The following is a 19,866-nucleotide window of genomic DNA, read 5'->3' as shown; positions in this document are numbered from 1 at the left end:
TCCCAGATCACCGAAGCGCCACCGGCACCGCGGTGGGGGCCTGCCAAGCGGTGGGCGTCTGGCCGGTGCCCTGGCTGCCTCCGGCGGGCGGGGTGGCCGAGGCCACGATGTGCTCGATGCTGTAGCCGGTGCAGGCCCCGCAGTCGTAGCACGGTGTCCAACGGCAGTCTTCCAGCCCCACCTCGTTGAGGGCGTCCCGCCAGTCCTGCCACAGGAAGTCCTTGTGCAGGCCCGCCGACAGGTGATCCCAGGGAAGCACCTCGTGTTCGGTGCGGTGTCGATGCACGTACCAGTCCACCGACAGTCCGTGTCGGTCCATGGCCTCGATCCAGCGGTCGTAGGCGAAGTGCTCCGACCACTCCTGGAAGGTGCCGCCCTGGCGCCAGACGTCCTCGATGACCCGCCCGATCCGACGGTCGCCCCGGCCGGCGATGCCCTCCACCAGGCTGGCCTTGGGATCGTGCCACTTCATCTGGACGCCCCGGTTTCGCTTGATGGCGTCGCGCAGCAAGAAGACCTTGCGCTGCAACTCGACCACGGTGTTCTGGCCGAACCACTGGAAGGGGGTGAAGGCCTTGGGCACGAACCCCCCCAACGACACGGTCACCGAGGGGTTCTTGGTGTGGGCCCGGCCCAACTCCACGCAGTTGCGGGCCAACTCGCCGATGGCCAGGGTGTCCTCGTCGGTCTCGGTGGGCAGCCCGGTGAGGAAGTAGAGCTTCATACGCCGCCACCCTTGGGAGAAGGCCGATTCCACCGCCCCGTAGAGGTCGCGCTCGTCGATGAGCTTGTTGATGACCTGGCGCATGCGCCACGACCCGGCCTCGGGGGCGAAGGTCAAGCCCGTTCGCCGTCCCCGCTGGATCTGGGCGGCCAGACCCACGGTGAAGGCGTCCACCCGCAGGCTGGGCAACGACACCGACACCTCGCCCGCTCCGCAGTCCATGGTGCCGGTCACCACCTCCTCGATACCGCTGAAGTCGGCGGTGGACAACGAGGTCAGGGCCACCTCGTCGTACCCGGAACGGGCCAAGCCGCCGGCCACCATGGTGCGGACCTGCTCGGCGGGCCGCTCCCGCACCGGGCGGGTGATCATCCCGGCCTGGCAGAATCGGCACCCCCGGGTGCAGCCGCGGAAGACCTCCACGTTCAGCCGATCGTGGACCACCTCGGTGAGCGGCACCAACTGCCGTTTCGGATACGGCCAGGCGGCCAGGTCGGCCACGGTGCGCTTTTCCACCACCGGGGGCACGTCGGGGTAGCGGGGGGCGACCGACACCAGGGCGGGGCCGTCGTAGGCCACGTCGTACAGCGAGGGCACGTATACCCCGGCCACGCCGGCCAGCTCGCGCAGCACCCCCAGCCGGGAGGCCTTGCCCGACCGCTTCCAGCGTGCGATCACCGCGTTGATCTCCGACACCACCTCCTCGCCGTCGCCCAGCACGAAGAAGTCCACGAAGTCGGCCAGCGGTTCGGGGTTGTAGGTGCAGTGCCCGCCCGCCCCGATGAGCATCTCGTGGTCGGCACGCTGCTCGGCCCGCACCGGCACCCCGGCCAGGTCGATGCAGTTGAGCAGGTTGGTGTAGACGAGTTCGGCCGACAGGTTGAAGGCCAACACGTCGAAGTCGCCGGCCCGGCGATGGGTGTCCACCGAGAACAGCGGAACGCCGGCGGCCCGCATCTCGGCCTCCATGTCCACCCACGGGGCGTAGGCCCGCTCGGCCACGGCGTCGTCCCGTTCGTTGAGGATCTCGTAGAGAATCTGCAAGCCCTGGTTGGGCAGGCCGATCTCATAGGTGTCGGGGTAGGTCAACAGCCACGCCACCTTGTCGGGGTGATGCTCGGGCCGCACCATGCCGCCTTCGCCCCCGATGTAGCGGGCCGGCTTCGACACCTCGGGCAGCAACAGCTCCAATTCCGGCCAAAGCGACATCGGCATCAATCTACCCCCCGACATCGACCGGGCCGAAGCAGTTGCGATTCGACGACAAACCGGATCAGGTGAACCGGCGCATGCGTACGTTCAGCACCAGGCCCAGGCCGATGAAAGTGGCGATGGCCGACGAACCCCCGTAGGAGACCAACGGCAGGGGAATGCCGGTGATGGGGGTGATACCCAGCGTCATGCCCACGGCCTCGAACATCTGGAACAGGATCATGCCGAAGACCCCCGAGCAGATCAGCGCGCCGAACCGGTCCTTGGCCAGCCGGGCCGCCTGGAGGATCCGCATCAGCAACAGGGCGTAGAGCCCCAGGGTGGTGGCCGATCCGACGAAGCCGAACTCCTCGCCGATCACGGTGAAGATGAAGTCGGTGTGCTGCTGGGGCACCAGCCCGCTCAGCGTCTGGGTTCCCTCCCCGTACCCCCGGCCCTGCACGCCGCCGTTGCCGATGGCGATTTGGGCCTGACGCTGCTGGAAGGCCGCCTCGGTGATGTCGCTGGAAGGATCGACGAAGCTGCGGAGCCGGTTGGTCTGATACTCCTGCAACATGTTGGAGTTGATCATCAGCACCACCACCGTGGTGGCGATGAGGGCAATGCCCACCACCTGGCGAAAGCGGATGCCCCCGATGAGCAGCAAGACGAATCCGATGAAGACGTAGATGAGCGCGGTGCCCACATCGGGCTGGAGCATCACCAACAGGCCGGGCCAGGCCACGATGCCGATGGCGAAGAAGACCCGGGGGACGGTCATGTGGTCTTCGTACCGCGACAAGAAGGCGGCCACGGCCAAGATGACGGCGATCTTTTGGAACTCCGACGGCTGAAGCTGGAAGTCGCCGAATCGGAACCATGATCGGGCGCCGTTGACCTCGGCGCCGACCGGGCTCAGCACCACGATCAGCGTCAGGATCCCCGCGCCGTAGATGGCCACCGCCAGCCGGGACAGCTCCTGGTAGGGGAACCAGGCGGCGAAGACCATGAACAGTCCCCCGGCCACCACGAACAGCGTCTGGCGCTCCATGAAGTAGGCGTCGAATTCCAGCGGATCGCGACCCCGGGTGGTGCTGTAGATGGCGGCGACCCCGATGGCGGTCAAACCGGCGGCGGCCAGCACCAGCAGCACGTCGATGTGCATCCACGGCGCGTACGACCGGCTCGGCTGATCCAGTTCCCGATCCCGAAGTCGGCGCTGCTCCAACGAGATCACCGCCATCAGGCTGCCCCTCCCGACGGGTCCGGGACGGCAGTGTCCGTGGCCTGGTCCGTGGCTTCGTCCGGAGCGTCGTTTGCGGCATCGTCTTGGCCGTCGTCCGCGGCCTCATCGTTCGCATCGTCGTCGGCTTGTTCCTCGGTCAATCCCCCTTCGAGGGGCTGGCCCAAGTCGGCCAGGTCGTCGATGGTGCGCACCGCGGGCACCGTGTCGGTGGCCAGCGGCTCCATCACCCGGCGCACCGCAGGGGCGGCCACCGAGGCCCCGAAGCCCGACTCCTCCATGATGGCCACCACCACGTACTCGGGATCGGGGTTGGGGCCGAAGGCGGCGAACAGGGAGTTGTCGGCCTGACCCACCACCTCGGCCGTACCGGTCTTGCCCGCCACCGGCCATTCTTCGAGCGGGAAGCCGAAGAAGGTGGAGTGGGCGGTGCCCTCCAGATCGGCGGTCACACCGAGCAGGCCCTCCAGAATCGGCTGTCGGATGGAGTCGGGCAGGTAGATCTGGTTGATCACCCGGTCGGCGAAGGCCCGGACCACCTCCCCGGTCACCGGATTCTCCACCCGATCCACGATCTTGGGGGCGTAGAGGGTGCCACCGTTGGCGAAGGCGGCGTACCCGTTGGCCAACTGCAACGGGGTGGCGCCGAGCAGGCCCTGGCCGATGGCCAACACGATGGAGTCGCCGGTTCGCCATACCTCCCCGGCGGCCTCGGTCTCCAAGGGAGAGGGCACCCGACCCACCCCTTCACCGTTCAGGGCGATGCCGGACGGGGCCCCGAAGCCGAAGAGCCGCGCCGCCCGCTGGACGGCCTCCCGGTCGAAGCGGTCGGCCCGGTCGATGGTGTCGCCCAGGTAGTAGAAGTACACGTCGGACGACACGGTGATGGCCCGGAGCAGGTCCACCGGCCCGTAGATGGCCTCCTCGGCGTTCTGGAACCGACACGAGGCAATCGATTCCTCTTCACAGGACGGCACCACGTAGAACCCGGCGTCCTCGTAGAGGGTGCGCACGTCCAACACGCCTCGGGGTCCGATCACGCCGCTGTTCATGGCGGCATAGGCGGTGAACAACTTGAAGGTGGATCCCGGGGGATAAATGCCGGCCAACGCCCGATTGTGCAGGGGCTGATGACTGTTGGGGTCTTGCAGTTCGGCCCACCGGTCGTCGGAGAAACCGTTCACGAACTCGCTGGGCGAGTACGTGGGCAACGAGGCCATGGCCAGGACCTCGGCGCCGTCGGGATCCAGCACCACCATGGCCCCGCCCGGGGCGTTGAACGGCGGTTCGTTGGGGTCGTCGGGAACCTGTTGGCGGGCCTCGGCCAGCCCGGCCAGGAGTTCCCGCTCGGTGAGGGACTGGATGTCGATGTCCAACGTCAGGTGGACGTCGGCGCCCGCCACCGGGTCGACCTGCTCCAGCACCTGCACCAGCTCGCCGAGGTTGTCCACCTCCAGCCGGGAGAATCCGGGGGTGCCCCGCAGCACCGACTCGAAGGTGGCCTCCACCCCGCTCTGGCCGATCTCGTCGTTGGGCCGGTAGGTCTTGGGGTCGTCGGCCACCAATTCGAACTGCTCCTCGCTGAGCAGGGAGACATAGCCCAGCACGTGGGCGGCCAGGTCGCCGTAGGGGTAGGTGCGGACGCTGCGCACCACCGTGCCCACACCGGGAAACTCGTCGGGCCGTTCCGCCAGCACGATCTCGAAGTTCTCGGTCACGTCGTCGGCCACCGGTACCGAATCCAGCGGTCCGTATCGGGGGTCTTCGAGAGCCTCGTTGATCTCGAACACCTTGGTGAGCCGGCCCGCCCGGCTGATCTCCCCGGCCAGGCGCAGCACCAACGCTTCCTGCTCCTCCTCGTCGAACTCGGTGTCGTAGGTGAAGCGGTCGACGGTCACCACCAGCGACTCCCGGTTGTCCACCAGCACGTTGCCGTTGCGGTCGAAGATACGGCCCCGCGGGGCGGGCTCGTAGATCACCCGGACGGTATTGGCCACCGCTTGGGCCTCGAACTCCTCCGAGCTCAACACCTGGAGGTACCACAGCCGGGCGACCAGCGCCCCGAAGGCGATCAGGCCCAATAGGGCCAGGAAGCCGAGCCGCAGACGCAGAGATTCGGGGCTCACGCCTCCTCCCCCAGCAACGTCGGCCACGACCAGCGCCACAGCCCCAACAGCGGCAGGCTCAGCACCAGGTTGTAGACCGCGGCCACGCCCATCACCAGGTACAGCCGGTCGGTGTAGAGGTTGGCCTGGCCCAGCAGCTCTCCGAGCACGGCGTACACCAGGAGACCGCCCGCGGTGGCCGCCCCGGTCACCGACACGTTGATCCACCAGGCCCGGCGAAACATGCGCTCCTGCAGCAGCCCCACCGTGTAGCCCCACACGGTGTAGATCAGCGCAGAGAGGCCGAACAGCGTCGGCAGGTACAGGTCGATGCCCAACCCGATGGCGAATCCGGCCACCGCGCCCCGTTCCGGACCGCCCACCAGCCCGGCGGTGACCGCGATGGCCAGGGGCACTTCCGGTGCCACCCCCCACACCCGCAGATCGGAGAACAGCGAGACGTGGAGCACCAGCGCGGTCAACAAGAAGAGCCCGCTTCGCAGGTAGGTGCTGGTGGTGTTCATCGCTCCTGGGCCAAGGGGTCGTAGAGCAGGACGGTCACGAAGCTCAGGTTGTCGGTGGTGGCCGAGAGGTCCACCGTGAGGACCTGCAACAACCGGGCCTCGTCGTAGTCGATGTCGATGACGGTGCCGATGGGAATGCCGGGGGGATAGCGGCTGCGGTCCACCCCACTGGTGACCACTTGTTGACCCACGGTCACCTCGGTGTCGATCTCCAACCCTCGGTCGACCCGGAGCGGGGCCCCGTGGCCCCCTCCCGAGGCCAGGGCCACGTCGTTGGTGCCGACGGCCAGCACCCCCACCTCGAACTCGGGGTCGGTGAGCAACGCCACCTGGGCGTACTCCCGGCCCGGCTCCCCGTCGATGCGGCCGATCAGGCCGCCCCGGGTGACCACCGGCATGCCGTTGCGGATGCCGTCGTTGGACCCCCGGTTGATCTGCACCGAATAACGGTCGAAGTTGCCCACGTTGGCCGTCACCACCTCGGCCACCACGTTGGGAATGTCCTGCACGTAGGGCAGTCCCAATTGACCGAGAAGCGACTCCAAGCGGACGGCGGCGTCGGACTCCAGGATTTGCTGGCCCGCCAGCTTCTGCAGTTCTTCCTGCAGCGCTTGGTTCTCGGCCTTCAGATCGTCGTAGCCGGTGATGCCCGCCCAGGCATCGCCCAGCGGCTCGAAGAGCCGATCGGCCCCCGACCGGAACGGCGAGATCAGTTCGGCGAGGGTCTCCTCCGTGCGCTGCAGGGGCTCGAAGTCACGGGCGTCCAGGGTGAGCAGGGTGGCGGAACTGAGCAGCAAGAAGATCAGCGTCAACCGCGACCGTGCGGTGCGGGTGCCCGTGGCCACGGGGCCCAACCGAACGATCAGCCGTGCGACGACGAGAAGAGGAGTCCCTCCAGCCGGTCGAACTCCTCCAGCGACAGGCCTGAGCCGATGGCCACCGCGTGGAGGGGATTGGGCGCCAGCCGCACGGGCATGCCCGTCTCCTCCTCGAGGCGAGGAGGCAAGCCGGTCAACAGCGCGCCGCCTCCGGCCAGAACGATGCCCGCCTCCATGATGTCGGCGGCCAGCTCGGGGGGAGTCTCATCCAGCGTCACCTTCACCGCGTCCACGATGGAGCGGATCACCTCGGAGACGGCCTCGCACACCTCGGAGGTGGATACCACCACGGTCTTGGGCAGACCGGTGACCATGTCCTGGCCGCGCACCTCGGCAAAACGCTCCTCGCTGCCCGACCAGGCCGACCCCAGCACCATCTTGACCTCTTCGGCGGTCCGGCTGCCGATGGTGAGGCTGTGCTCCTTCTTCAGGTAGGCGATGATGTCCTCGTCCATCCGGTCGCCGCCCATGCGGATCGACTGCCCGGTGACCACCCCGCCCAGCGAGATCATGGCCACCTCGGTGGTACCGCCGCCGATGTCCACGATCATGCTGCCCGACGCCTCCTGCACGGGCAGGCCCGCGCCGATGGCCGCGGCCATGGGCTCCTCGATGATGTACACCGGCTTCTTGGCCCCGGCGGACATGGCCGCCTCCTGCACCGCCCGCTGCTCCACCGGGGTGATGCCCGAGGGGACGCAGATGACCATGCGTGGCCGGATGAACCGGCCCGGTGACACCTTCTGGATGAAGTACCGGAGCATCTTCTCGCAGATGTCGAAGTTGGCGATGACCCCGTCCTTGAGAGGGCGAATGGCCTGGATGTGGGCCGGGGTGCGCCCCAGCATGCGCTTGGCCTCCGAGCCCACCGCCAAGGGCACGCCTTCGGTGGTCACCGCCACCACCGAGGGCTCGTTGATCAAGATGCCCTCGCCGCGCACGTACACCAGGGTGTTGGCGGTGCCCAGGTCGATGGCCACGTCGCGGCCCACCAAGCCGCTGCTGGAAGAGAACCGCCGCTTCACCATGGTGCAAGGTTAGAGCAGTGGTTCCCGAATCGCACAACGGCGCCCCCACCGGTGGGGACCGTCCGTCGGGCGCTCACGGTGGCCGCCGAGAAGGGGGGCGCCATCACAGTTCGGGAAAGAAGATCCCGATTTCCCGCTCGGCCGATTCCCGACTGTCGGAGCCGTGGACCAGGTTCTCAGTGACTTCCAGCCCGTAGTCGCCCCGGATCGTGCCCGGAGGCGACTCCAAGGGGTTGGTGGCGCCCATCATGGTTCGGACCACGGCAAAGACGTCCTCGGGCCCCTGCACCACCATGGCCACCGAGGGTGAGCGGCCGATGAAGGCCACCAGGTCGGGGTAGAACGGCCGGTCCACGTGTTCGGCGTAGTGGCGGGCGGCCAGGTCGGCGTCGATGGTGAGCATCCGCAGGGCGACGATCCGCAGGCCCCGGCCTTCGAAGCGGGAGACGATGGCGCCTACCAGGCCGCGTTCCACCGCGTCGGGTTTGCACAGTACGAGGGTCCGATTCACCGGGGGAACCCTAGCTATTGCCCGACAGCATGTGAAGGCGGGCGGCCCCCGCGGTGTACAGGGAACCGGCGATGACCACCGCATCCTCGTCGGCCGACAGGGCCAGGGCCCGGTCCACCGCCTCGCCGACCTGCCCGGCGATCTCGGCGTCGATCCCCCGGTTGGTGGCGGCCGCGGCCACCGCGGCGGCCGGAAGGGCCCGCGGCCAATCGGGGGCGCAGCCCACCACCCGGTCGCAACGAGCGTCGGAGGTATCGATGGCGGCCAGCATGGCGTCGGGGTCCTTGTCGCCCATCATGCCCACCACCCAGGTGACCGTGCCGAGCACGCTGAACTGCTCGGCCAACGTGGCGGCGGCGGCGGCCAGGCCGTCGGGGTTGTGGGCCCCGTCGATCACCACCAGAGGCTGTCGTCCCACCACCTCGAACCGGGCGGGAATGGCCACCCCGCCCATGCCCGCCAGCACTGATTCGTCGAGCTCCTGATCCACCAGGGCCTCGAAGGCGGTGAGGGCCAGGGCGGCGTTGTCACCCTGGTGGGCCCCGAACAGGCTGACGTAGACGTCCTCGTAGCGGGCACGGGGCGTGCGCACCGTGACCACCCGACCCCCGACGGCCGGGCGGTTCTCCTCCAGCTCGAAGTGCCGACCGGCCACCAGCAGCTCCCGGGGCGACTCCTGTTGGGCGATGGCCACCAACTCCGGGGCCATCGGGCCGAGCACGGCAACGGCCTGGTCATGGAGGATGCCGGCCTTCTCCTCCATCACGGCCCGCTCCCAGCCGGGGCGACCGTCGGTATGGTCGCGGCCGATGTTGGTGATCACCCCCACCCGGCTGTTCACCACGTTGGTGGCGTCGTAGCGACCCAGCTTGCCCACCTCCACCACGGCCAGGTCCACGGCCACGTCGGCAAACCAGCGGAAGGCCGCCGCGGTGACCAGCTCGAACCACGAGGGCACCGGGCCCTCACCGCCGGAAGTGACCCCGGTACCACCAGCCGTGACCCCGGTTCCACCGGCGATGACCCCGGTTCCACCGGCGATGACATAGCCCTCCACCAGGCGGAGGTGGTGCAGGACCTCGGCCAGGTCCTCGTCGCCGATCGGGGTGCCCCCCACCGACATGCGCTCGTTGATCCGCTCGACATGGGGGCTGGCGTAGGTTCCCACCGTCATCCCCCAGGCCTCGGCCAAGGCGGCGACCATGGTGGCCACCGACCCCTTGCCGTTGGTGCCGGTGATGTGTACCGCCGGGTAGTCGGCGTGGGGTTCGCCCAAAGCGGCCAGCAGCGAGCGCATCGGCTGAAGCGACAGGCCCTCGGTGTCGCCCGCGGTGGCCTCCAGGTTCACGTGGCCGTCCAGCCACGCCCGGGCCTCGGCGAGCGAGGAACCCGGCGGGGGGCTCACGGTGCTGCCCGGGCCGCTGGGCGAGGGGGAGGGCTCAGCTTGCTTGCTTGCGGGATCGGTCCCGGGGCGCGGCCTTGACGAGGCGCTGATCCAGCTCCGGCGCCTTCTCGCCGCGGACGGCCTCGGGGGTGACCACGCACTGGGACACGTCGTTGCGGCTGGGCAGTTCGTACATCACGTCGAGCAGGACTTCTTCCAGGATGGCCCGCAGGCCCCGGGCCCCGGTGTTTCGGCTCAGGGCCAACTCGGCGACCTCGGCCAAGGCCTCCTCGCCGATCACCAACTCCACGTTCTCGAAGTCGAAGAACTTGCAGTACTGCTTCACCAGGGCGTTCTTGGGCTCCACCAGGATCCGAACCAGCATGTCCCGTTCCAGGTGGGAGACCACCCCGACCACCGGCAAGCGGCCGATGAACTCGGGGATGAGCCCGAACTTGATGAGATCCTCGGGCTGCACCTGGTTGAACAGCTCACCGTGGTCCCGCTCGGCCTCGGAGCGGATGTCGGCGCCGAAGCCCACGCCCACGTTGCCCACCCGGTTCTCGATGATCTGCTCCAAGCCGGCGAAGGCCCCGCCCACGATGAACAACACGTTGGTGGTGTCAATCTGGATGAACTCCTGATGGGGGTGCTTGCGCCCGCCTTGGGGGGGCACCGACGCGGTGGTGCCCTCCAGGATCTTCAGCAGGGCCTGCTGCACGCCCTCGCCGGAGACGTCCCGGGTGATCGAGGGGTTCTCGCTCTTGCGGGAGATCTTGTCGATCTCGTCGATGTAAATGATGCCGGTCTCGGCCTTCTTGACGTCGTAGTCGGCGGCCTGGATGAGCTTGAGGAGGATGTTCTCCACGTCCTCGCCCACATAGCCGGCCTCGGTCAAGGCGGTGGCATCGGCGATGGCGAAGGGCACGTTGAGCATCCGGGCCAGGGTCTGGGCCATCAGCGTCTTGCCGCACCCGGTGGGGCCGAGCAGCAGGATGTTGGACTTGGCCAACTCCACCTCGGGGTCGGACGTTCCCATCTGGACCCGCTTGTAGTGGTTGTACACCGCCACCGACAGGATTCTCTTGGCGTGTTCCTGGCCGATGATGTAGTCGTTCAGGAAGGAGTAGATCTCCTGGGGCTTGGGCAGCTCCTTGAAACCGACGTCGGTGCCCTCGGCCAGCTCCTCCTCGATGATCTCGTTGCACAGGTCGATGCACTCGTCGCAGATGTACACGCCGGGACCGGCGATCATCTTCTTGACCTGCTTCTGGGTCTTCCCGCAGAAGCTGCACTTCAGCAGCTCGCCACCCTCACCGAACTTAGCCATGGACTCGGCCCCCCGAACTCACTGCCACTGGTCGATCCGATGTGACCACGGTGCCCGCCCCTACCGAATGGCCGTGATCGGGCCGGCGGTGTCGACGGTGTCACGCGAGGAGATGACCTCGTCGATGAGGCCGTAGTCCTTGGCGTCCTCGGCCGTCATCACGTAGTCGCGGTCGGTGTCCTGCTTGATCTTCTCAAGGTCCTGGCCGGTGTGGCGGGCCAGCAGCTCCTCCAACTGGTCCTTCAGCCGCTGGATTTCCCGAGAGGCGATCTCGATGTCGGACACCTGCCCGGAGGCCCCGGCGTAGGGCTGGTGGATCAGCATCCGGGAGTGGGGCAGGGCCAAGCGCTTGCCGGGGGCGCCGGCGGCCAGCAACACGGCGGCCGCCGATGCCGCCTGTCCGAAGCAGATGGTGGTGATGTCCGGCTTGAGGTACTGCATGGTGTCGTAGATGGCGAACATGGCGTTGATGTCGCCACCGGGACTGTTGATGTAGAGGTTGATGTCCTTGTCGGGGTTCTCCGACTCCAGGTGCAGCAACTGGGCGCAGATGAGGTTGGCCACCGTGTCGTCGATGGGGGTGCCCAGGAAGATGATGTTCTCCTTGAGCAGGCGGGAGTAGAGATCGAACGAGCGTTCACCCCGGTTGGTCTGCTCGACCACGACGGGCACCATGTAGTTCTGGGGGTTCATGCGGTTTGGCTCTCGGTGGAGGAGGGGGGAAGGTCGGACTCGTTGTCGGGGTTCAGGCTAGACCGTTCGACGGGGTTTCCGTCGGTATCGGTGATCTCAACCCGCTCCAAGACCCATTGGCGGGTCTTGCGCATCTGCGCATCCAATCGTACCCCCTTGAGCCGCTGTTCATCGTTGCCGAACACCGTCGACTTGAGTTCGGCCACGGTCTGGCCCACCTGGTCGGCCAGCACGGCCAGCTCTTCGTCCACGTCCTCATCGGTGGCCTCGATGGACTCGGCCGCGGCGATGGCCCGCAGGGCCAGGTCGGCCTTGGCGCCCCGCAGCGCCGGTTCCTGCAGGGAATCGACCAGTTCCTCGGGGCTCCGGCCGCCCGCCTGCAGGTAGTCGTCGATCTCGACGCCCATGCGGGCCAAGCTGCCCTGCAGGGACCGGATTCGGTGCTGCACCTCGGCCTCCACCAGGGCCTCGGGGATGTCGTCGGTGACCAACTCGGCGAGCTGCTCTTCCACTTGGCTGTCCAGCACCATCGAGGTCTGGCTCCGCTTGACCGCGGCGATGGTCTCGGTGATGTCGGCCCGCAGCTCCTCGGCGGTGTCGAACTCGGAGGCCTCCTGGGCAAACTCGTCGTCGAAGTCGGGCAGCAGGGTCTCCTGCACCTCCTTCACCAGGATGCGGAATCGCAACAGGCCGTCCTCGTCGGGGTCGGGATGCTGGGCGTTGAACTCCAGGATGTCGCCCGCCTTGGACCCCCGGAGCTGCTCGTCGATCTCCGGCACCACGGCCCCCTGGCCCACCTCGTAGGCGTAGTCGTCCACGGTCAGACCCTCGACCGCTTCTCCGTTGTAGGTGCCGTAGATGTCCATGGTCACGCGGTCGCCGTCGATGGCCGGTCGGCTCACCGGGGCCAACTCGCCGAACTGCTTGCGGAGCTGGTCCACCTCCTTGGTGATCTCCTCCTGCGTGGGCTCCGGACTGGGGACCTCGACGGTGAGCCGGTCGTAGCCGGCGATCGTGATCGAGGGACGAATCTCCACCACCGCGTCGAAGCTCACCGGGCCCTGCTCCATCCCGCTGGTGATGTCGATCTCCGGGGCGGCGATCACGTCCACGTCGTGGTCGGCCACCGCCCGGGCGTAGTACTCGGGCACCGCCTCGTTGAGGGCCTCTCCCCGAGCGGCTTGGGGGCCCAGTCGGGCCTCCAGCACCCGGCGGGGGGCCTTGCCGGGGCGGAATCCGGGCAGTCGAACCTGGCGGGCCAGTTGGCGGAACGCCTCATCGAGCTTTTCCTCGAATTCCTCGGCCTCGATGTCCACCGACACCTTGACCCGGTTGCCCTCCAGGGCCTCGACCGTGCTCCTCACAGAGCCCGCATTTTACCGGCGACCCTCTGCTTCCTTGTGTCGTAGCCGCTGGCCCCCGGCGGTGTGCCGCAGAAATAATCGCCGGTGGCCGCTGCGGACCAATAGCATGACGGATCTGCCCTGCGGGTGTAGTTCAGTGGTAGAACCCCAGCCTTCCAAGCTGATGACGCGAGTTCGATTCTCGTCACCCGCTCTCCCTGACGGACCCCGATACCGGACTCAGCCGAGTTCCGGGGCGAGGATGGAGACGAACGAGACCATCTCGCCGGGGTAGCCCCCGAGGTTGTGGACCAGCCCGTGGTTGCGGCGGGACGACAGCTCGATCTGGCGGTCGGGCCCGGCCTGTCCCCGGAGCTGCAGCCAGCACTCGTAGTGCATGCGCAGGCCCGACGCCCCCACCGGATGGCCGAACGCCTTGAGGCCTCCGTCGGGATTCACCGGCAGGTCGCCGGTGCGCTCGAAGGTGCCGGCCAGCACCTCCTTCCAGGCCGTCCCCCGCTCGCAGAAGCCCAGATCCTCCATGAGCACCAATTCGGTGGGGGTGAAGCAGTCGTGGACCTCGGCCATGGCCAGCGATGACCGGGGATCGTCGATCCCGGCTTGGCGGTAGGCGTCCTCGCCCGCCATTTGGCACTCGGGGAAGGTGGTGTAGTCGTAGTCGGGGTCGATCAGCCCGCCTCCGGTGCCCGACACGAACGACAGCGACTTGATGTACAGCGGGTTGTCGCAGTACCGGTGGGCGTCCTCGGCGGGCACCACGATGGCGGCGGCCGCCCCGTCGGCCACCCCGGCGCAGTCGAACACCGAGAGCCTCCCGGCCACCGCCGCCATCTCGCAGATCTTCTCAGCGGGCATCTCCCGGCGAAACTGGGCCAGGGGATTGAGCGCGCCGTTGCGGTGGTTCTTCTCGGCGATACGGGCCACCACCATGCGAAGTTCGTCCTCGTCCACCCCGTAGCGGGCGGCGTAGGCGGGCAGCACCAGGCTGTACATGGCGGCCGCGGTGAGGTTGCGTCGGGTGCCGTCGTGGGAGGCGGGGGCGGCGTTCAGGCCCTGATAGCCGGAGTCCTTCACTTTCTCCACCCCGATGGCCATGGCCCGGTCGTAGGCCCCGGAGGCCACCGCGTAGGCCGCCTGGCGCAACGCCTCGGAGCCGGTGGCGCAGTAGTTCTCCACTCGGGTGACCGGCTTTCCCGTCAACTTCAACGGCTGGCTGAGGGTCAGCCCGCTCATCCCGCTGGAGGCGGTGCCCAACCAGAAGGCGTCCACGTCGTCCTTGGCCATGCCCGCGGTGGCCAGCACCCCCTGGGCCGCGTCGATCAGCAGGTCATCCACTCCTTTGTCCCAGTGCTCCCGGAACGGGGTGCAGCTCATGGCCACGATGGCCACCTTGTCCTTGATGCCGTGACTGCTCATGGTGCGCCTCCTGTCTCTGGTCTCTCGTGCGGTCTCTCTGGTCTCTCGTGGTGCTTTTTCACCCGGCCTCGTCGGCGACCGACGGGGCGGCGGCCCGCAGCGGGCGGGCCTTCCAGAAGTAGTTGCTGATGCCGTCGGCCTCGTACAGCCGCCGGAAGGTCATCTCCACCCGTTGGCCGATGCGCACCGACTCGGGGTCCACGTCGGTGAGTTCCACCGGCAACCGCCCGCCGCCGTCGAAGTCCACCACGGCGAACACCACCGGGGGGCTCACCGAGTACACCAGCCGGTCGATGGTGAAGGTGACCACCGTGGCCTGTACGTCGGCCATCGGGGCGGCGTCCATGGCGTCCACCTCGTCTTCGGGCCGGATCGACACCCGGGCCGGGGGCAGGTGCAGCGTCCCGCTCTCGGTCCCCCGGCTGCCCACAAAACCGAACTTCCAGTCCTGGGTGCGAGCGGCCACCGACGACGAGGGGCGATCGGGCTCGGGGCGATTGGGGGGCTGAACGGTGATCATGTCGCGCCACTGCAAGAAGGTGGCGTAACCGAGCGGACCCCCCGCAGCGATCTGGTCGGCCACCCGGCGAGCCGGGCGGTAGCGCGCCAGCGCCTCGGTGGTCCGCAGCACCAGCACCTCCACCCCGTCGGCCAGCACCACCACAGCGATCACCTGACCGGGGGCGGCCCGCTCCAGTTCGGCGGCCAGCACCAGACCGGCGTGGGCGGTGCCGGTGTTGCCCACGCCGGCCGACAGATCGTCGGCCAAACGGTCGACGCCGAGCAGGCTCCCGGCCCGGCGGACCGCCCGGCCATGGGTGCCCACCACCACGGCCACGTCCACCTCGGAGGGTTCCAAACCGGCCTGGCCCAGGGCCTGCTTCCAGGCCTGGGTCACCAGCGGCCCGTAGCGGGTCTCCCCGAAGCGCTCCTCCCATTGGCGGGCGGCGGCTTCGCCGGGTCGACGCCACCGGTCGACGAACTCCTCGGTGGCCGAGGCCGCGGCCACCAGCTCGGCCACCACCGGCCCGTCCGGTTCGGATCCGACCACGAAGGCGGCCGCGCCGTCACCGCCGGCGGCCTCGTCGGCGCTGGTGGGCAGACCCACCCGGATGTCGGCGGCGGCCACCAGCGTGGGGCCGGCCCCCTGGAGGGCGGTCCGCAGCGACCCGATTCCCGACCGCACCGCCCCCCCGAAATCCAGGGCCGCCACCGTGGGGTCCAGCCGGAGGGCGGCGTGAATGGCGGTGGCGTTGGTCTTCTCCAGGTAGGCGGGATCGGCGGTGGCGAACCACAAGGCGTCGACCGCGGCGGGTCCACCGTCGCCCACCCCGGAGCGCAGGGCCAGCCGGCAGGCCTCCACGGCCATGGTGGTGGTGTCCTCATCGTAGGAGGCCACCGACCGGGTGCCCCGACCCCCACCGCGCCCCAGGAAGGCGGCGACGTCGGACCGGTCGAGGCGCCGATAGGGCACATAGGCCCCGAAGCTGATGATCCCTCGCGTGGCCTTCGCCATGTGAGGGGAGTGTACGCCCGAAGGCAATCGGGGCCGGGGTCGTAGTGTGTTCCCCCAGATGAACACCCCGAAGAGCGACCGGTCCGGACGAGCGGAGGGTACCCCGGAGTACGACTGGTCCGGACGGGTGGAGGGCACCCCGGAGTGCGACTGGTCCGGACGGGTGGAGGACGTCGACCTGCTCTGTGGACGGGTCCGCTACGCCGGGGATCTCGACGGCAGCGAACCGGATGGCGGCGGGGCCTGGTGGGTGGGCTTCGTGCGTTCGCCGGTGGCCTCCGCTGAGATAGCGGCCATCGACACCGCGGCGGCCGAAGCCCTCGACGGGGTCATCGGGGTGTACACCGCCACCGACGTGACGGTAGGCGCCCCGCCGGCGGTGGACGGGGTGACCCCGGCGGCCATCAGCCCACCGGCCTTGGCCGAGGACCGGGTGGCCTACGTGGGCCAAGCGGTGGCCGCGGTGGTGGCGGAGAGCGAGGCGGTGGCGGCCGATGCCGGTGCGCTGGTGGAGGTGACCTACCGGTCGCGGCTTCCCGTGGCCGACCTCCTGGCCGCCTCCGCGCCCGATGCCCCTCTGGTTCATCCCGCCCACAGCACCAACACCGTGCTGCGCGAAGTCATGGGCCCCAGCGATACCCCCCCGCAGGGGCCGGCGGGCCCCAGCGAAACCCCCCCGCAGGGGCCGGCGGGCCCCAGCGATACCCACCCGCAGGGGCCGGCGGGCCCCAGCGAAACCGCGATCGTCGTGAGTGTGGCCCAGCACATCGCCCGGGTGGCCTGCGCGCCCCTGGAGGGGGTGGCCGCCCTGGTGGTACCCGAGGGTGAACGGCTGACGGTCTGGCTGAACACCCAGATGCCGTCCGCCACCCACGACGGACTGGTCGCCGCCCTGGGCCTGCCCGACGATCATGTCCGGGTGGTGGTGCCCCCCATCGGGGGTGGGTTCGGGGGCAAGTGCAGCGGTGAGAACGGCCTGGTGGCGGTGGTCGCCCGCCTGGCCCTGCGCCTGGGGCGGCCGCTGCGGCTGTCCCAGACCCGCGCCGAGAACCTGCTGTCGATGCAGGCCCGCGACCAGGACCAACGCATCAGCCTGAAGGCCACCGTGGACGGTCGGGTGACCACCATGGACGCCGAGGTCAACGCCAACGTGGGGGGTTACGCCGGGCTGGGCGCGTTCGAGCCGCTCCAAACCCAGCGGCTCATTCCCGGCCCCTACCGGGTCGACCAGGTGGCGGTCACCGCGGCGGCCACCATAACCACCACCGCCCCCACCGGCCCTTATCGAGGGCCCGGTCGGGCCGAGGCCATCGCCCTGTTGGAGCGGGCCATGGACACCCTGGCCCGCACCCTCGACCTCGACCCCGCCGACGTCCGTCGACGCAACCTGCTGCGGCCCGAGGACTTCCCCCGCACCCTGCCCAGCGGCCTGGTGATGGACGAGGCCGACCACCTCGGCGCCCTGGAGCGGGCCCTCACCGAAGTCGGCTACCGGCAATTTCGTGCCCACCAAGCCGACCGGCGAGCGGCGGGTGATCACCGCCTGGTGGGCATCGGTCTGTGCTGTTGGGCCGACTTCACCGGTCGCCACGAACCCTGCCAGCCGGCCACGGTTCGGGTGCGGGCCGACGGGCGCATCGAGATCGACGCCGGGGTGGCCCCCCTCGGCCAGGGCATGGGCACCCCCCTCGGGGAGCTGGTGGCCCGCGAGCTGGGCATCCCTCGCTCCTTGGTGGCCTCGGCCACCCCCGACACCGGTCGCCACCGCCAAGCCCCCGGCAGCTTCGGCTCCCGCTCGGCGTCGCTGGCCGGCAGCTCGGCCGCCGAGGCCGCCACCCGCATCCGAGAGGAGCTGCAGCAACGGGCGGCCGAGCGGTTGGAGGCCGCCCCCCACGACATCGAGATCCGCGCCAACGGCACCCTGGGGGTGCGGGGAACACCCCATCCCTTCGTCGCCCTGGCCGAACTGGCCGGCACCGAGGCCACCGCCGCCTTCGACCAGGCCCAGCCCACCTTTCCCGGCGGTACCCACGTCGCGGTGGTGGAGGTGGACATCGAGACCGGCGGGGTGGAACTGATGCGCCACCTGGCCGTCACCGACTGCGGTCGGGTGCTGAGCCCGGTGCAGGCCGCCGGACAAGTACACGGCGGCGCAGTCCAGGGCATCGCCGCCGCCCTGTTCGAGGAGATGTCCTACGACGCCGACGCCAACCCGCTCACCACCACCCTGGCCGACTACCTGATGCCCGCGGCGTGCGAGCTGCCCGCCATCGAGACCGTGTTCCTGGAGACCCCCACCGACCGCAACCCCTTGGGGGCCAAGGGCGTGGCCGAGAGCGGCACCATCGGGGCTGCACCGGCGGTGCAGGGTGCGGTCATCGACGCCCTGGCCCACCTCGGGGTCACCCACATCGACATGCCCTGCACCCCCGAGCGGGTGTGGCTGGCGGTGCGAACCGCGATGGCCGGCAGACAAGGACACCGGACCCGGTAGTGGGTAACGTGGCCCCATGAGTAGCCAGCGATCCGCCGCCGACATCCGGGCCGAGTTGGGCCACCCCGTCATCGACGCCGACGGGCATGTGTTCGAGCACTACCCGGCCCTCAACCAGTACTGCCTCGACGAGGGGCTGGAGGGCGGGTTGTACGCCCACATGGCCAATTGCTCGTTCAGCGGGGAACCCAACTGGTCCAACCTGCCCGCCGACGAGCGGCTGGCCCGGCGCAGCTTCCGAGGGCCGTGGTGGGCCCTGCCGTTGGGCAACACCCGCGACTTCGCCACCGCGGTGTCACCGGCGCTGTTCCACGACCGCCTCGAGGAGCTGGGCATGGACTTCGCGGTGTGCTACCCCAGCATCGGGCTCAACTTCCCCAGCTACCAAGACGACGACGTGCGCAACAAGCTGTGTCGGGCGCTCAACCGGTACCTGGCCGACAGCTACCAGGGCCTGGGTGACCGACTGACGCCGGTGGCCGCCATTCCCACCCACACCCCCGGCGAGGCCGTCGAGCATCTCGACTTTGCGGTCACCGAACTGGGCTTCAAGGCGGTGATGATCGGGGGGTTCGTGTCCCGTCAGTTGCCCGCCGGGGGCGAGATGGCCACGTGGATCGACTCCCTGGGCCTCGACTCGGCGTACGACTACGACCCCCTGTGGCAGCGTCTGGTGGAGCTGAACACCCCCGCCAGCCTGCACTCGGGGTCGATGGGCTGGCACGGGCGGCGGTCCATCTCCAACTTCACCTACAACCACATGGGCAATTTCGGCGCCGCCAGCGAGACGGCGGCCAAGTCGCTGTTCTTCGGCGGGGTCACCCATCGCTTCCCCGACCTTCGCCTCGGCTTCCTGGAGGGCGGGGTGACCTGGGGGGCCCAGATGGTGTGCGACCTGCTCAGCCACTGGGAGAAGCGGGGCCCCGAAGGGCTCAAGGCCTACGACCCGGAGCGCTTCGAGCCCGACCGGTTCGAGATGCTGGTGGGCGAGGCCGGCGACCCCATCGATCTCCCCACCGGATTCGGCAAGGCCATGCAGAAGGGCTCCACCACCAAGCACGTGGTGAACGACTTCGAGGCCGCGGGCATCACCAGTCCCACTGACATCCTCGAGCAGATCGACCGCTCCTACTGGTTCGGCTGCGAGGCCGACGACCCCCTGGTGCGGCTGGCCTTCGACGGCGCCCTGCCCCACGGGGCCACCCTCAACGCCATCTTCTCCTCGGACGTCGGCCACTGGGACGTTCCCGACATGTCCGAGGTGCTGCCCGAGGTGTGGGAGCAGGTGGAGCACGGCTGGCTCGACGAGAAGCAATTCCGGGCCTTCACCTTCGACAACGCCCATCGCTTCTTCACCGAGGCCCGCCCCGATTTCTTCGCCGACACCGTGATCGAAGCCGCCGGCACCTGACGGTGGGACTCCCCTCCGGGGAAACCCACGGGGAGCCACCCACCGGTGGGTTGA

15 protein-coding genes and 1 tRNA gene are annotated in these 19,866 nt (G+C 69.0%); 3 read left to right on the top strand and 13 right to left on the bottom strand.

All coding sequences use genetic code 11. The annotated features are described in order from the left end of the window. Positions 1–7: 7 nt before the first annotated feature. From ACOQPQ_RS14985 to tig, 11 genes are all read right to left on the bottom strand, one after another. Positions 8–1,933, bottom strand: coding sequence for a TIGR03960 family B12-binding radical SAM protein (locus ACOQPQ_RS14985; protein WP_420640215.1), 1,926 nt, complete (start codon positions 1,931–1,933; stop codon positions 8–10). Positions 1,934–1,997: 64 nt separating this feature from the next. Continuing rightward, a complete protein-coding gene (rodA, locus tag ACOQPQ_RS14980; protein WP_420640214.1) occupies positions 1,998–3,158 on the bottom strand; it encodes a rod shape-determining protein RodA in 1,161 nt (386 codons plus the stop codon). Further along, positions 3,158–5,284 (bottom strand): penicillin-binding protein 2, encoded by a 2,127-nt coding sequence (gene mrdA, locus ACOQPQ_RS14975; RefSeq protein ID WP_420640213.1) that lies wholly within the window; start codon positions 5,282–5,284, stop codon positions 3,158–3,160. The genes rodA and mrdA overlap by 1 nt, the downstream gene beginning before the upstream one ends. Further along, entirely contained in the window at positions 5,281–5,787 is a 507-nt protein-coding gene (mreD, locus tag ACOQPQ_RS14970; RefSeq protein ID WP_420640212.1) for a rod shape-determining protein MreD, read from the bottom strand. Before mreD ends, mrdA begins: the two co-directional genes overlap by 4 nt. After that, positions 5,784–6,632: a rod shape-determining protein MreC gene (gene mreC, locus ACOQPQ_RS14965; protein WP_420640211.1), complete on the bottom strand. Its 849-nt coding sequence runs from the start codon at positions 6,630–6,632 to the stop codon at positions 5,784–5,786. Before mreC ends, mreD begins: the two co-directional genes overlap by 4 nt. Positions 6,633–6,649: 17 nt before the next feature. Then, positions 6,650–7,693, bottom strand: a complete 1,044-nt coding sequence (locus ACOQPQ_RS14960) for a rod shape-determining protein (protein ID WP_420640210.1) — start codon at positions 7,691–7,693, stop codon at positions 6,650–6,652. Positions 7,694–7,796: 103 nt separating this feature from the next. Then, complete coding sequence (gene ndk / locus ACOQPQ_RS14955) at positions 7,797–8,204, bottom strand: nucleoside-diphosphate kinase (protein WP_420640209.1); 408 nt, start codon at positions 8,202–8,204, stop codon at positions 7,797–7,799. Between the two features lie 10 nt (positions 8,205–8,214). Further along, entirely contained in the window at positions 8,215–9,609 is a 1,395-nt protein-coding gene (locus ACOQPQ_RS14950; RefSeq protein ID WP_420640208.1) for a bifunctional folylpolyglutamate synthase/dihydrofolate synthase, read from the bottom strand. Positions 9,610–9,643: 34 nt separating this feature from the next. After that, positions 9,644–10,918 (bottom strand): ATP-dependent Clp protease ATP-binding subunit ClpX, encoded by a 1,275-nt coding sequence (clpX, locus tag ACOQPQ_RS14945; protein WP_420640207.1) that lies wholly within the window; start codon positions 10,916–10,918, stop codon positions 9,644–9,646. A 60-nt stretch (positions 10,919–10,978) separates the two neighbouring features. Continuing rightward, the gene (locus ACOQPQ_RS14940; protein ID WP_420640206.1) at positions 10,979–11,611 is read right to left on the bottom strand and encodes an ATP-dependent Clp protease proteolytic subunit; all 633 of its coding nucleotides are present in this window, start codon (positions 11,609–11,611) and stop codon (positions 10,979–10,981) included. Beyond that, complete coding sequence (tig, locus tag ACOQPQ_RS14935) at positions 11,608–12,975, bottom strand: trigger factor (RefSeq protein ID WP_420640205.1); 1,368 nt, start codon at positions 12,973–12,975, stop codon at positions 11,608–11,610. The genes ACOQPQ_RS14940 and tig overlap by 4 nt, the downstream gene beginning before the upstream one ends. A gap of 122 nt (positions 12,976–13,097) precedes the next feature. Here tig and ACOQPQ_RS14930 point away from each other — a divergent pair. After that, positions 13,098–13,168, top strand: a tRNA-Gly gene (locus tag ACOQPQ_RS14930). Positions 13,169–13,194: 26 nt separating this feature from the next. Here the strand turns inward: ACOQPQ_RS14930 and ACOQPQ_RS14925 are convergent. Together ACOQPQ_RS14925 and ACOQPQ_RS14920 are read right to left on the bottom strand one after the other, a co-directional pair. Further along, positions 13,195–14,391: an acetyl-CoA acetyltransferase gene (locus ACOQPQ_RS14925; protein WP_420640204.1), complete on the bottom strand. Its 1,197-nt coding sequence runs from the start codon at positions 14,389–14,391 to the stop codon at positions 13,195–13,197. 58 nt (positions 14,392–14,449) lie between these two features. Continuing rightward, on the bottom strand, positions 14,450–15,907 hold the full coding sequence (locus ACOQPQ_RS14920) for an OB-fold domain-containing protein (RefSeq protein ID WP_420640203.1): 1,458 nt from the start codon (positions 15,905–15,907) through the stop codon (positions 14,450–14,452). A gap of 58 nt (positions 15,908–15,965) precedes the next feature. On the opposite strand from ACOQPQ_RS14920, the gene ACOQPQ_RS14915 reads away from it, so the two are divergent. Then, complete coding sequence (locus tag ACOQPQ_RS14915) at positions 15,966–18,401, top strand: xanthine dehydrogenase family protein molybdopterin-binding subunit (RefSeq protein WP_420640202.1); 2,436 nt, start codon at positions 15,966–15,968, stop codon at positions 18,399–18,401. 16 nt (positions 18,402–18,417) lie between these two features. Further along, positions 18,418–19,812: an amidohydrolase family protein gene (locus ACOQPQ_RS14910; protein ID WP_420640201.1), complete on the top strand. Its 1,395-nt coding sequence runs from the start codon at positions 18,418–18,420 to the stop codon at positions 19,810–19,812. The last annotated feature ends 54 nt before the right edge of the window (positions 19,813–19,866 follow it).

Origin of the sequence: Candidatus Poriferisocius sp. (assembly GCF_965219775.1) — a bacterium.
In the GTDB taxonomy this organism is placed as follows: Bacteria; Actinomycetota; Acidimicrobiia; order Acidimicrobiales; family Bin134; genus Poriferisocius.
This window is presented reverse-complemented; position numbering and strand designations above follow the sequence as displayed.